The sequence below is a fragment of the Streptomyces sp. CAU 1734 genome (genome assembly GCF_039888735.1).
Lineage (GTDB): Bacteria > Actinomycetota > Actinomycetes > Streptomycetales > Streptomycetaceae > Streptomyces.
Window position 1 is genome coordinate 209,824 of sequence record NZ_JBDQQP010000006.1, and the last position, 12,865, is coordinate 222,688.

General features: G+C 74.1%; 13 protein-coding genes and 1 pseudogene. 3 read left to right on the forward strand and 11 right to left on the reverse strand.

The genetic code is table 11. The features are described from left to right. Positions 1-146 precede the first annotated feature (146 nt). Positions 147-665, forward strand: coding sequence for an HAD domain-containing protein (locus AAFN69_RS13625; protein WP_347728708.1), 519 nt, complete (start codon positions 147-149; stop codon positions 663-665). A 36-nt stretch (positions 666-701) separates the two neighbouring features. Here the strand turns inward: AAFN69_RS13625 and AAFN69_RS13630 are convergent, their stop codons facing one another. The 4 genes from AAFN69_RS13630 to AAFN69_RS13645 all read right to left on the reverse strand — a co-directional run bounded on the left by AAFN69_RS13630 (position 702) and on the right by AAFN69_RS13645 (position 4,316). After that, positions 702-917, reverse strand: a complete 216-nt coding sequence (locus AAFN69_RS13630) for a DUF6479 family protein (protein WP_347728709.1) — start codon at positions 915-917, stop codon at positions 702-704. Between the two features lie 9 nt (positions 918-926). Next, on the reverse strand, positions 927-2,246 hold the full coding sequence (locus AAFN69_RS13635) for a SpoIIE family protein phosphatase (protein ID WP_347728710.1): 1,320 nt from the start codon (positions 2,244-2,246) through the stop codon (positions 927-929). Then, positions 2,243-3,052, reverse strand: coding sequence for an alpha/beta hydrolase (locus AAFN69_RS13640; RefSeq protein ID WP_347728711.1), 810 nt, complete (start codon positions 3,050-3,052; stop codon positions 2,243-2,245). The genes AAFN69_RS13635 and AAFN69_RS13640 overlap by 4 nt, the downstream gene beginning before the upstream one ends. 154 nt (positions 3,053-3,206) lie before the next feature. After that, positions 3,207-4,316 carry a DUF5954 family protein gene (locus tag AAFN69_RS13645; RefSeq protein ID WP_347728712.1) on the reverse strand — a complete coding sequence of 370 codons (1,110 nt, stop codon included), beginning with the start codon at positions 4,314-4,316 and terminating at the stop codon, positions 3,207-3,209. 164 nt (positions 4,317-4,480) lie between these two features. Here AAFN69_RS13645 and AAFN69_RS13650 point away from each other — a divergent pair, with 164 nt between their 5' ends. Then, positions 4,481-4,690, forward strand: a complete 210-nt coding sequence (locus AAFN69_RS13650; RefSeq protein WP_347728713.1) for a hypothetical protein — start codon at positions 4,481-4,483, stop codon at positions 4,688-4,690. A gap of 73 nt (positions 4,691-4,763) precedes the next feature. Here AAFN69_RS13650 and AAFN69_RS13655 read toward each other — a convergent pair whose 3' ends face one another. Beyond that, a complete protein-coding gene (locus AAFN69_RS13655; protein WP_347728714.1) occupies positions 4,764-5,678 on the reverse strand; it encodes a LysR family transcriptional regulator in 915 nt (304 codons plus the stop codon). A gap of 70 nt (positions 5,679-5,748) precedes the next feature. Between AAFN69_RS13655 and AAFN69_RS13660 the strand changes: the two are divergent. Continuing rightward, a pseudogene (locus AAFN69_RS13660) lies at positions 5,749-6,678 on the forward strand (NAD-dependent epimerase/dehydratase family protein); the annotation flags it as partial. A 36-nt stretch (positions 6,679-6,714) separates the two neighbouring features. On the opposite strand, the gene AAFN69_RS13665 reads toward AAFN69_RS13660, so the two are convergent. From AAFN69_RS13665 to AAFN69_RS13690, 6 genes are all read right to left on the reverse strand, one after another. Further along, a complete protein-coding gene (locus AAFN69_RS13665; protein WP_347728715.1) occupies positions 6,715-7,287 on the reverse strand; it encodes a hypothetical protein in 573 nt (190 codons plus the stop codon). Positions 7,288-7,352: 65 nt separating this feature from the next. Then, positions 7,353-7,934: a hypothetical protein gene (locus AAFN69_RS13670; protein ID WP_347728716.1), complete on the reverse strand. Its 582-nt coding sequence runs from the start codon at positions 7,932-7,934 to the stop codon at positions 7,353-7,355. Between the two features lie 106 nt (positions 7,935-8,040). Beyond that, positions 8,041-9,369 carry a TerD family protein gene (locus tag AAFN69_RS13675; RefSeq protein ID WP_347728717.1) on the reverse strand — a complete coding sequence of 443 codons (1,329 nt, stop codon included), beginning with the start codon at positions 9,367-9,369 and terminating at the stop codon, positions 8,041-8,043. Between the two features lie 395 nt (positions 9,370-9,764). After that, positions 9,765-10,799: a transketolase C-terminal domain-containing protein gene (locus AAFN69_RS13680; protein ID WP_347728718.1), complete on the reverse strand. Its 1,035-nt coding sequence runs from the start codon at positions 10,797-10,799 to the stop codon at positions 9,765-9,767. Positions 10,800-10,831: 32 nt separating this feature from the next. Then, entirely contained in the window at positions 10,832-11,863 is a 1,032-nt protein-coding gene (locus tag AAFN69_RS13685) for a thiamine pyrophosphate-dependent dehydrogenase E1 component subunit alpha (RefSeq protein ID WP_347728719.1), read from the reverse strand. 723 nt (positions 11,864-12,586) lie between these two features. Next, positions 12,587-12,790 (reverse strand): hypothetical protein, encoded by a 204-nt coding sequence (locus AAFN69_RS13690; RefSeq protein WP_347728720.1) that lies wholly within the window; start codon positions 12,788-12,790, stop codon positions 12,587-12,589. Between the last annotated feature and the right edge of the window lie 75 nt (positions 12,791-12,865).

Here is a 12,865-nt window from a genome sequence, read left to right on the forward strand (position 1 = left end):
CACCCCCGCCCCGGAACCCCGGGGCGGGGGTGCGGTCTTTCCCCGTACGGGGACGACGCGCCGTGGCCGGGTTCCGGCCCGGGCCGCCGCGGTGCGGTCCCGGGCAGGAGGCCGTCCGTCGGTCACCGTGCTGATTCAATACCCCCATGACGCCAGGGGAGTTCGCCGGCACGGCGGCGCGACCGGTTCCGGAACAGCCGCCGCTTCTTCTGCTGGACGTCGACGGGGTGCTGAATCCCTTCGCGGCCGCCGGCTGCCCGGACGGCTACCGTGAACACGCCTTCTTTCCCGGGGAGGAGCCGGCGGTCCGCCTGTGCGACGCCCACGGCCCCTGGCTCGCCGAGCTCGGCCGGGAGTTCGAGCTGGTCTGGGCAACCGCCTGGGAGGACGAGGCGAACACCTTCATCACACCCGTTCTGGGGCTGCCGGTCCTGCCGGTCGTCCGGTTCCCGCCCGTGCCCTTCGATCCCGCCCGGAAGGTGCCCGCCGTCGATGCCTTCGCCGGCGACCGTCCGGCCGCCTGGGTGGACGACGCCCACACCCCCGAAGGGGTGGCCTGGGCCCGCTCCCGGACCGCCCCGACACTGCTGGTACCCACGGATCCCGCACGCGGCCTGACCAGGAAGGCGGTCGATGACCTCCTGCTCTGGCGGGCCTCCGTGTGAGCGGTGCCGAGCCGGCCGCGGCCGGCTCGGGCGGCGTCAGCCGCGGCGGTGGGGATCCGTGGGGGTGTCCGGGGTCTGCCAGGAGTCGGACCGGGGCTGAGGGCCGCGGGGCGGCTCCGGCCGGCGGACGGCGCGGCGGCTGCCGTACCAGAAGGCCGCGATCAGCCCGCCGGCGATGACCACACCGATGATCAGCAGCAGCGAAGCGGAACCTCCGGCGGCAAGGACCTGAGACGGTACGTTTTCGTTCATACGACGCGTCTACCTCGGGAGCGGCGAAATACTCCCCGGGGCGGGCGGCCGGTCTCCGGGGTGTCCCCGATCCGCCCCGGACGATCGCGGCACACTGAGCGCCAGCACGGCGGTGTCGTCGTCCACGCCGGTCCCGAAGGTCTCCAGCAGATCCCGGATCGCGGCCACGGCGCCGTGCGCGGTGGTGGGGGCCAGCTCCCGCGCGAACTCCCGCAGGGCGTCGTCCCCGTAGCGCTCGCCGGCACCGGCGGAGCGCGCCTCGGTGAGGCCGTCGGTGTACAGGAGCAGGGTGTCCCCGGGGCCGAGCCGGAGAGTGGTGGTGGCGATACGGGCGTCGGGCAGTACGCCGATCAGCTGTCCCCCCGGGGTGGGCAGCTCATCGGCGCGGCCGTCGGCGCGCAGCAGCAGGGCCGGCGGATGGCCGCCGCTCGCCAGGGTGACGCGGAAACCGCCCTCCTCGCCCCCGGGGGTGAGCAGACCGCAGACGACGGTGCAGAACCGCGCCTCGGTGCCGTGGTACTCGTGGTTCAGCACGGTGTTGAGATGGGCGAGCACGGCCGCCGGTTCGGGGTGGTGGACGGCGGCGGCGCGCAGGGTGTAGCGGGCCAGGGAGGTGACGGCCGCCGCGGCGGCCCCCTTGCCGCAGACATCGCCCAGGAAGAAGCCCCAGCTGCCGGCGGTGAGGGGGAAGAGATCGTAGAAGTCGCCGCCGACCTCGTCCTCGGAGGCGATGTGGTAGTCCGCCGCGACATCCAGGCCCGGCACACTCGCCAGGGCCGGGGGCAGCAGGGTCTTCTGGAGTGTGGCGTTCAGGCGCTTCAGCCGCTCCCGCTCGCGCTCCGATTCGCGGCGGGCGCGCAGCAGCTCGGTCTCGTAGGCGCGGCGGTCGCGGGCGTCGAAGACGGTCGTGCGGATCAGCAGCGGTTCGCCGTCGTCGTTCATGCGGACGGTGGAGGTCACCAGGACCGGCAGCCGGCCGCCGTCGGCGGTCCTCAGCTCCAGGGCGATCCCGCTGATCTCCCCCTGCATCCGCAGCAGCGGCGCGAAGTGGGTCTCGTGGTAGAGCCGGCCCCCGACGGTGAGCAGGTCGGAGAACATCCTGTGCCCCACGAGATCGGCCCGCTCATGGCCGAGCCACGTCAGCAGAGTCGTATTGATCTTCGCGATGGTGCCGTCCAGCAGGGTGGAGAGATAGCCGCACGGCGCGTGCTCGTACAGATCCTCCGCGCTGTCCTCCAGCAGCGCCGCGAACGCCGCCTGCGCGTTGGCCGGCTCTCTCCCGCAGGCGGGATCCCCGCCGGGCTCGTCGCCGCCGGCTGGCCGGGTCATCGCGGTGCTCCGGCGAAGCCCGCTATGGCGAGGGCCGTCTCCTCCGGGGCCGACAGCTGGGGGCAGTGGCCGGTGGCGTTGAGGGTGACGAGCCGGCTGCCGGGAATCCGCGACCGCACGAAGGCGCCCACCTCGGGCGGTGCGATCGCGTCGCTGGAACACTGGGCCACCAGCACGGGAACGGACACCCGGGCCAGATCCTCACGGTTGTCGGAGAGGAAGGTCACGCGCGCGAAGACCCGTGCGATCCGCGGGTCGGTGCGACAGAAGCTGTTGGTCAGCTCCTCGCTCAGTTCCGGACGCCCGGGATTGCCCATGATCACCGGGGCCATGGCGCCCGACCAGCCCAGATAATTCGCGTCCAGGGAGTCCAGCAGTTCATCGATGTCCTCGGCGCTGAAACCGCCCCGGTAACCGGAGGCCGGATCGTCGATGAAGCACGGCGAGGGGGCGAGCAGGACCAGCCCGGCGAACACCGCGGGCTCCCGGGCGGCGGCCAGCACCCCCATCATCGCGCTCACGGAGTGCCCCACGAAGATCACCGGGCCGAGACCGAGCTCACGGCAGACCTCCAGCACATCCTCGGCGTAGCCGCTCATCGTGGAGTGGTGCTCGCTGTCCCATGCCGAGAGATCGGACCGGCCCGCTCCCACGTGGTCGAAGAGCACCACGGTGAAATCCCGCTCCAGAATCGGCGCCACCAGGCGCCACATGTTCTGGTCGCACCCGAAACCGTGTGCCAGTACCACCACCGGGCCGCCGGGCCGGCCGCTCACTGTCACATTGTTCCTGCTGTGCACATCCATGCGGCATATCCTCGCAGACGGGACCGGTGCGCACGGGACACCTCCGGCTGTCCGCCCGCCCGCCGGGCACTCGGGGCGCGGCGGCCGGCTCCGCCCTGCCCGCAGCGCATGCCCGGGACGTGCATGGTCCGGTCCGGCTGCCCGGCGGGCGGGCTCAGGAGGTCTCGGGCAGCATGTTGCCGTCCTCGTCGAGGTCCGGATGGATCCGCTCCGGGGGATGGCCGTTCACATCGCTCGGACGCGGTCCCTCGGGACCGTCCGGGCCCCAGCGCACCAGCCGGCGGGTGCGGGCGATCTGGTGGAGGGTGCCCTGGAACTCCAGCTGATTGACCCGGCCCGCCCGGAGCCTGTCGGCGGCCTCGGCGTACTCCGCCAGCTCCGGGGCCGCCGCGCCGCCCTCGGCGGTCACCGTGCGGGCGTCGGAATCGGTGTGGTGATCGATCGGGATCAGCCCCCGCATGCGCGGCCACGCCCAGGTGAGGGCGAACTCCAGTGATCTGCGCGCGTCGTGCGCACTCGGATGCGGCCCGCTGACCGACTCCCAGCCGCCGTCGGTCCGCTCCACGACGGTGAACGCGGTGGGCAGCAGCAGGACATCCGGATGGGTCCTCAGGGCCCGGCGCGAGTCACCGCGGACATGCGCCGGGAACCGGGCCCCGGTGTAGCACATGTCACGCAGCGCGAGCTGCTCCAGGGCCTCCGTGGGAGTGACCGGCGCGGCGGGGTCCAGGACCAGCCCGTCGTCGATCCGCGGCCCCTCACGGCCGCCGTGGCCCCAGTCCGGGACGAGCGGCTCCGGGTCGGTCGCGCGCGGGAGCTCCATGCCGTCGGGGTCCGTGACGGCGTACTCCTCCGCGCGCACGATCCGGTACCGGACCCCGGCCACCGTGAGATCGTCGACCCGCTCGCTCTCCAGCCGGGCCACCGCCGCCAGCAGGGCCCGCCGCTCCGCCCTGTCCCGGGCCCCGTCCTTCGCACGGAACCACAGCAGGGAGTTGAGACTGTCCCGGGCCTGCTGCGGGCAGCCGGACGTCACCGCCGTGACCACCCGCCACCGCGGCCGGTCCCCGCCGTCCGGCGAGGCCGTGCCGGGGGAGTCCGCGTCCAGGGAGGCCACGCCGAACAGCGGCCCGCGCAGGGCCAGACCGCCGGCGCGCGCGGCGGCGTCGGCGGCGTCCGCCTCGACGACCGCCTCCACCGGCTCGACCGGCACCCGCACCACCATCGGCCGCGCCGCGCGCGGACCCAGATCCTCGTGTTCCATTCCCCCATCCTGCCGACCGGGGCACCCGCCCGCCGGGGGTTCCCCGATTCCCGCCCGCCCCGCGCGGGGGGAACCGTTGTGCGAACGGAAGGCCGGGCGCGCGCGGCGGGCACCGGCGTGCGCGGCCGTCGCCCGCCGTCCGGATCGGGGAGAACACCCAGGGAGTGTTCTCCGGCGCCCTCGTACGGTCGCTGCCGGGCGGCTGGATGTTCAGCCTCGCCAACGAGAAGTACGCCAACCGCGCGGGGCAGACCTTCGAGGGCCCGGGGACAGCCCCCCGTCTGCGCACCCCCGTCCTCACCGAGGAGGAGTTCGCGGCGGGCCGCGACTCGGCGTTCGACCGCGCCGGAGCACTGCTCACCACCCGGCGCTGACCCGGGGCCCGTGAGCCGGCCGCGCCGGGGAGGGTCCCGGCGCGGCCGGCTCACGGCTCACGGCGGGTGTGGCTCACGGCTCACGGCGGGTGTGGCGCCGTGCCTGCTCCCTCAGGGCCTCGACCAGTGTCGCGAGCTCCGGATGATCGCGGCGGCGGCCGATCGTGGCGACACCGATGTGCCGGGCCGGGCCCGGCGCCCTGACCGGTACGGTGCGCACACCCGGCAGCTCCGACGCGGGCGCGATGGAGGGGATCAGCGAGATCCCCACCCGCGCGGCCACGAGCGAACAGGCGAAGAAGTAGTCGGTGGTGGTGCCGCGCACATCCGGTTCGAAGCCGGCCCGCTCGGCGTACCGCCGCAGATACGCCTCCGTCTTCAGACAGCCGAGCACCCAGGGCTCGGCCGCCAGTTCGCCGATGTCGAGCGCGGCCCGGCCGGCCAGCCGGTGCCCCTCGGGCAGGACGACGCGCAGGGGGTCGTCCATGAGCGCTGTCCACTCCACGGAGCGATGGCCCGGCCCGCCCGGCAGCGGGCCGTCGAAGTGATAGGCGAGCGCGAGGTCGACGGCGCCCTGGCGCACCAGCGGAACGGCCTCCTCGGGCTCGGCCTCCCGCACATGCAGCACGGTGTGGGGATGAGCGGCCGTCAGCGCGGCGAGGGCGCCGGGGAGCAGCAGCCTGCCGCCGCTGGTGAAGGTGGCGACGGCGAGTCTGGTGCGCCCCGTCCCGAGCCGGTCGACCTGCTCCCGGGCGGAGGCGAGTTCGGCGGCGACCGACTCGGCGGCCTCGACCATGATCCGTCCGGCCCGGGTGAGGGTCACCCCCCGGGTGCTGCGGACCACGACACGGGCGCCGAGACTGCGTTCCAGGGCGGCCACGTGCTGGGAGACGGCGGAGGGAGTGAGACGGAGGGCAGCCGCCGCCTGATTGAAGCTGCCGCGCTCCGCCACAGCCCGCAGGACACGGAGCCGCTGCACATCGATCAACAGTTTTCCTTAATACACCTTCAGCGGGGCATCACTTCTGCTGCCGACAGTAGACACCCAGGATGGGGGCATGAAAAGAATCTGTGTCATCGGCGGCAGCCGGTACATCGGCAAAGTCCTGGTCGCACGCCTGCTGGCCGCCGGACACCGGGTCACCGTGATCAACCGCGGCTCCACCGCACCGCCCCCCGGTGCCGAACACCTCATCGCCGACCGCGATGACGAGGCGGCCCTCACCACCGCCCTCGGCTCCCGCACCTTCGACGCCGTCATCGACCAGTTCTGCTACTCCCCGGTGCAGGCCGCGGCGGCGGCCCGGGTCTTCCGGGGCCGCACCCCGCGGTATGTCATGACCTCCACGATCGAGGTGTACAACCCGGCCACCGCCGCGCTGCCCCCGGTCCCGCACGACCTGCCCGTGCCGGAGGAGAACGTCGACCCGGCCGCCTGGCCGATCCGGATGGATCTGCCCTGGCACGACGCGGAGTATCTGGACGCGCACTACTCCGAGGGCAAGCGGCAGGCCGAGGCCGCCCTCACCCGGGACGCGGACTTCGAACTCGTCCCGGTGCGCGCCGCGCACGTACTGGGCGGCGGGACACAGGAGTGGACCGGCCGCCTCGCGCACTACACCGAACACATCACCCGGGGCACGGAGATCGCCGTGCACGAGCGCGCGCTGCCCTCGGTCTTCATCCACTACGAGGAACTGGCGGATCTGCTGCTGTGGGCGGCCGTCACCACCGGCTTCACCGGCCCGGTGAACGCCTGCTCCGACGACCTGCTCGATGTGCACGGCCTGACCGCCGTGATCGCCGCACGGACCGGCAGCCGCCCCCGGTACCGGACGGTCGCCGCCGGCGACGAGGCGTCACCGTTCTCCTTCGACCGCCACTACGCCATGAGCAACGCCCGGGCGAAGGAGCTGGGCTTCGCCTTCTCGCGCACCGGCGCCTGGCTGCCGGATGTCGTCGCCGAGACCCTGGAGGCGGCCGACGCGGCTGTCCGCCGGCGGGACAGCCGTGCGCCGCGCCCGCTACGGGCCGGGGCAGGACCGGCCGGACCCCGGGCCGGGGTCGCGGGAGGGCTCGGCATCACCCCGGTGGTTCCGCCACCGCGCGCGCAGTTCCGCGACGCTGCCGTCGAACCGCCGGTCCAGGAATGAGATCGGGGCCCGCAGGGTGATGCGCCGCCCGTCCCGCAGGGAGAGCAGCACGGTGCGGATGCCCGCGCGCCGGCGCACACCGATGCCGATGACCTCGCCCCACTCGGCCCGGCCCCGGCCGCCCTTCCCGAAGACGATGCCCCGAGGGGAGGCCGTGACCGCTCGCGGGCGCGGCAGCAGAAGGCACCCGAGGGCCGCCGCGGCGAATATCCCGAGCGAGTCCCGGAAGCCGGCCGCCGACACCGGTTCCCCCGTCACCAGCAGGACTGCCCGGAGGAGGAGAGCGGCCGGCAGCACGCTCAGGACGAACGGGGCGGAGAACTGCGGAGTGCTCAGCCCATAGCGCTGTGTCCGGCCAGCGGAGGCGCCGGAAACACCGGAAGTGCCGGATCCGCTCTGCTGTCCGGGGCCGCCCGGTGAGCCCGGCGGCTCGATCTCCTCCATGGTGCCCGCCCCGTCCCCTGTGCCCGCCGCCGGCGCGTCCCGGGAGCGGGGGCACCGCCCGTACGTTACGGGCCCGGCGACCGCAGCGCTGCCGCTTTCCGCACCCCGGCGTCCGCGCCCGATTCCCCACTGGCGTCGGCGGAGGAGGCGTCCCGGGTGAGGATCCAGCGTCCGTCCCGCCGGCTGAAGTGGAAGATGTGGGACGAGACTGACGTCAAGTCATGATCCGAACCCTCCACTCCGGCCTTCTCCCATTGGTGGTCGGTCGTCTGGGAGAACTCGACACGGGCGCTGTCGTCGTCGAACAGCTCCACATCGACCGAGTGGAGCCGCACCTCGGCCCGGCGCGATCCCAGCCCCTCGGCTGCCTTCCGCCGCCCCTCCCGGGCCAGCTGGGCGTAGTGGGGCCGCAGCACCGCCGCGACGCCGGCGGCGGTGCCGCGCGGCTCCGGGGCGGTGATGTCACGGGCCACGGCGGTACCGAGATCCGCGCGCTCCTGGATCACGGCATGCGCCGCGCGCTCGACCGCCTCCTCGTCGTCGGACAGCCACCGTCCGGCCTGGGGCAGGACCATGGGGGTCACCAGGGCGCCCATCAGCACCGCCGCTCCGGTCCACAAGACGATCCGGGCTCTTCCGTTCTCCACGGTCTTTCTTCCCCTCCCACGGCAGCTCTCGCCTCAGAATAGAGAAGTCGCAGGTCAGGCGTTATGGAGGGGGCAGCGGCCGGCCCGGGGACGAGCTCTTCGGGACTCAGCCCACCGGCCTGCACCCGATCGTCCAGGGGCCCTCCGCGTACTCGAACCAGACCAGCAGAGGTCCCGGCGGGAGGGGGAGAGTCACCCGGCGGGCGCCTATCTCATTCACCAGGTTCTCGGAGTCCTCGGGGAGTTCGCTCACGCCGGCCACCTCGTAATAGTGGACGATGAGGTTCTCGCTGCCCCGGTAGTCCACCGTGAGATCCATCGGGCCGCCCAGGTGGAGAAAACACTCCGCGCCGGCTCCGTGAAGGGTGCCTTCGAGCCGGCGGGCGGCGGCGAGCGGCTTGACCGTGACCGTCCAGCTCTCCCCGGTCTCGACCTTCAGCCGGAGTGAGCGCTCCCGGGGAGCCTGAAGCGGGGCGCTTCCCCGGTAGTCGTCCATACCGAAGATCAGGGAGTCCTCGGCCTTGTTGTCCCGCCCCAGCGGGCTGACCGAGTTGAAGCTGTCGCCCCGGAACTCCGCCTCCACGAGGACCGGTCCGGGCGGCACCGCGCCTCCGGTGTCGGCGACCCCCGTCCCCCGGCCCCGCGAGACAAAGGGCCGGAACACCGGGCCGAAGGACCAGACCGCGGGGGGTCCGGGCGCGACCGCGGGGTGCGGGGGCGCCATGGGCGGAACACCCGTCACCGGGCCGGGGGGCGGGCCGAGCGCCCCGGCCGGCGGAGGTATGCGAAAGGCCGGCGGGGGCGGCGGGCCACCCGGCGGGCCTCCGGCGGGGGAGGGCGGCGGTGCGAAGGGGGGCGGGCCGGCGGGAGCGGCGGGTGGTGCGAAGGGGGGCGGGACCGGGGGCCCGGACGCGGGCGGGGACCCGGCCGGGATGCCGTAGTCGGCGGTGAGGCCGGCGGTCCCGGAGGCGTACCCCTGGCCCACCGCACGGAACTTCCAGCCGCCCGCCCGCCGGTAGAACTCTCCGAAGACGAACGCGGTCTCCTCCCCGGCGCCGGTCACCTCATAGCGGGCCACACTCGCGCCGTCCGGGGCGAACACCTCCACCACCGGATCCGTCAGACCCGCGAGGACACCGCCCAGCGTCGTGCCCGCCAGCACGACCGTGCCCACGAGATGCTCGGCCGCCGCCGGGTCGAACTCGATCCAGTGGGCGCCGCCGCCTCCGCCGCCGTGCCGGACGGCGCCGGAAGGATGCGCGGGCTGGCCGGAGGTGACCAGATCGTGCGGACCGCGCATCCGGCCGCTGACCGCGTCGAGCAGCAGTGTCATCACTTCCAGCGCGGGCGCCCCGGCGCCGCTGTCGTGGCGCACCACGACCCGGAGGGGAACCGAGGGAACGGAACAGTTCCCGCCTTTGACCATCTGACCCATGCGGCCCATGATGCGCGGCCGGGCCCGGACCTGACCAGTCCGGCAACACCCGCCCGTGGGACGGACCCACCGACCGGGCACGGTCCCCGACGGCTCTGCCCGGCGACCGTGAGACGGCGGTCCACAGCCGCCACCACCTCGGGCGGGAGGAGCTCCCCGGGGCGGCCCGGGCGCGGATGCCGTGACCGGTACGGGGCCCGGACCGCGCGACCCCGCGGCGCACGGGCGGGGCCCCGGCTCCCGTACGCCCCGGCTCCCGTACGCCCCGGTCCGTGCGCCCCGGTCCGTACGCCCCGGCTCCCTTACCCTCCGGTCGGCGTGTCCCGGCTCCCTTCCCCCCGGTCCGCGTGTCCCGGCCGCCGTGCCGGGGAGCCCCGCCCGTGCGCGGCGCCGGATCAGTACGGGCCGATGAACCCCTCCATGACGTTCCGCATCCTCGGCACATCGCCGCCGGCCAGGCCCAGCGTCTCCAGGCAGGCCCGGGTGATGGTCTCCGCTCCCGGGTTGAAGGCGTTCTCCAGCGGCCAGGACACGGGCGAGGGGCAGTCCGGCGGTGTGATCCGGCGCACCGGCGCCCGCAGCGCGCCGGGTATGGTCTCCGCCACGACCGCGGCGACCTCGGCGGAGAAGCCGTACCGCGCCCAGCTGGTGTCCGCGACGACCAGATGCCCGGTCTTCACGACGGAGGCGCAGATCAGGGCGTCGTCCAGCGGCCGGATGCTGCGGACGTCCACGACCTCGGCACTGACACCCCGGCCGGCCAGGGCCTCGGCGGCGCGCCCGGCCTCGTGCACCATGAGCGACGCCGCCACGATCGTCACATCGTCACCCGCGCGCACGATCCTGCCCTTGCCGAACGGCACGGCGACCGCTTCCGCCGGCACCTCGCCCGCCAGCTCGTACAGCCCGCGGTTCTCCAGGAGAACGACCGGGGTGTCGCCCCGCAGGGCCGACACCAGCAGCCCCTTGGCGTCCGCCGGGTCGGCCGGGGTGGCGACGTACAGGCCGGGGAAGTGCCCGAAGAGGGAGTGCAGACTCTGGGAGTGAGTGGCGCCCTGTCCCCAGCCCCGGCCCACCACCCCCCGGGTGACGACGGGTACACCGCACTTGTTGCCGTACATGTAGCGCCACTTGGCGGCCAGATTGACGATGCCGTCCATGGCCAGGAACATGAAGTCGGCGCGGGTGTGGACGATCAGCGGGCGCAGGCCCCGGGTCGCCGCGCCCACGGCGATGCCCGCGAAGGCGTTCTCGCCGTTGGGCAGGTCGATCACCCTCGCCCCGCCGAAGCGGGCGAAGGCGTCACCGGTGGTGCCGTACACCCCCTTGTAGTCGTCCACGCTCTGGCCGGCCACGATGATGTCCGGGTCGGCCTCCATGCACTGCACCGTGGCCTCGCTGATGGCCTGACAGTAGGTCAGTGTCCTCATGTGCCGCGATTCCCCCTCCGGGACGCCGCCCGTCACTTCATGTCTCCGTAGGTGCCCGCGAGAAGGTCCCCGACCTTCGGCCAGGCGGCGCTCTTGGCGTGCGCGACGGCGGTGCGCGCCTCCGCCCGGAACTCCTCCTCCCAGGCCGTGACCAGCTTCTCCACGGACGGCTCGCCGCCGCGCAGGGCGGCGGTGGCCCGGGCGATGGGGCAGCGCCTCATCCAGGACCGCACCTCGGCCCGCGACCGGCCGCCGTGTTCGTGGTCCCAGTTGGGGCCGACATGCTCGCGCCAGCGGTAGGTGTCCAGCTCCAGGAAGCGGGGCCCCCTGCCCGCGCGGCAGTGCTCGACGGCCGCCGCCGCCGCGGACCGCACCGCGGTGACATCGTTGCCGTCGACGCGGGAGACCGGGATGCCGTAGCCGCCGGCCCGCTCGCCGATGCCGGTGCCGGCGGGCTGGCGCGCGGGGAGGGGTGAGGTGAGCGAGTACTGGTTGTTCTCGCAGACGTAGAGCACGGGCAGCCGCCGCAGCGCCGCGAAGTTCAGCGACTCGTGGAAGACGCCCTCCTCCGAGGCGCCGTCACCGAAGAAGGTGACCGCCACCCTCGGCGCCCGCTCGCGGGCGAAGGCCCAGGCCGTGCCGGTCGCCACGGCTATCATCTCGCCGAGGATCGCGGAGGAGGCACCGAATCCGGCCGCCTCGTCGACCAGATGCACCGAACCGCCGCGCCCGGCGGCACAGCCGGACTCCCTGCCGTACAACTCGGCCACCATCGCCCGGAGATCGCCGCCCTTGGCCAGGTAGTGGGCGTGACAGCGGTGGCCGCTGTAGACGATGTCCTCGGTACGGAGTGCGGCGCAGACGCCGACGGCCGTCGCCTCCTGGCCGATGGAGAAGTGGACCGGGGTGCGCATCTCCTGTTCGTCGCGGTAGACATCGGCGAGCACTTCCTCTACGCATCGGACGCGCACCATGGCGCGGAGCAGCTGAAGGTCGTTCACGTGGGTGTCCTCACTGTCGATCCGTGGGTGGACGGACGCCTCCGCCGCGCGCGTGACGGTCATCCGGGCGGCATCGGGACAGGGCCGGCCAGGGGGGTGTCCGGGTGGGCGGGAACGGCGCCCGCACCGTCCGCGTGGCGGGCACCGGCGCGCGCACCGTCCGCGCCGGGGCGCCGGCGGAGGTGTCCCGATGACCGGGCCGGCGCTCACCGCGGAGCCGGTGACCTGTCGCCGCCGCCCGGTCCGGGGTGCGGACCGGGGGCATCGGGCGGGGTTCGCGCGGGGCCTGGGGGCTGGGACGTGTGGATCGGTGCCGGGGGTCTTCCCCGAGGGCCGGGCCGGAGCCCCGGCGGGGTCGGGGAGAGGGGCCCGGGTGTGGCTGAACCGTCTCCGTGCCTTCGCGGTCGCCGGTGCGGCGCGCACCGTGGCCGTGGCGGTCGGTCCCCGGGCCGGAGCGGTGTACGGCCGGGGTGCCGATGGGCGAACGCAGTGTAGGACAGCCCGCGACCCGGGGGGAAGGGCGGTGCGGCACGGCGGGAACGCCGGCGGATCCCGGTCCCGGGCCCGCATACGGCGGACGGGGAGGGGAGGTTTCGGCGCGGGGCCGGCGGGGCCGGGGCCACGGGCTCCGCGCTCCGGGGAAGGCCGCTCGCACGGCGGGCGCGGAAGGCGCCATGACACGGCCGTCCGCATCGGCGCGCGCGGACACGGGGGAGGCGGCGCCCGGGCCGGCGGAGCCGCGCGGTGCGGATGTGCGCGGGCACCGGCCCGGAGGCCGATGGTCCGTCAGGCGGGAGTGATGTGGAAGACACCGCACTGGAGGGACGGCGAGAGCGACACCGAGCCGGCGTTACACCCCGTCACGACATCGGGGCTCTGCTCGACCGTCACGGTGAGATCGCCGAATTCGAGGGCGGACGCGGCGGGGGCGGTGCCGAAGAGGCCCGCGGTGGCGAGGGCGAGGGCCGGAAGTACCGTACGGACGCGCATGGATGTTCCTTTCGGAGGCTGATCCTTCGAGCGGACCGTATGACCGCCGCGGGTGCCGGTGGACCCGCCGCGCGG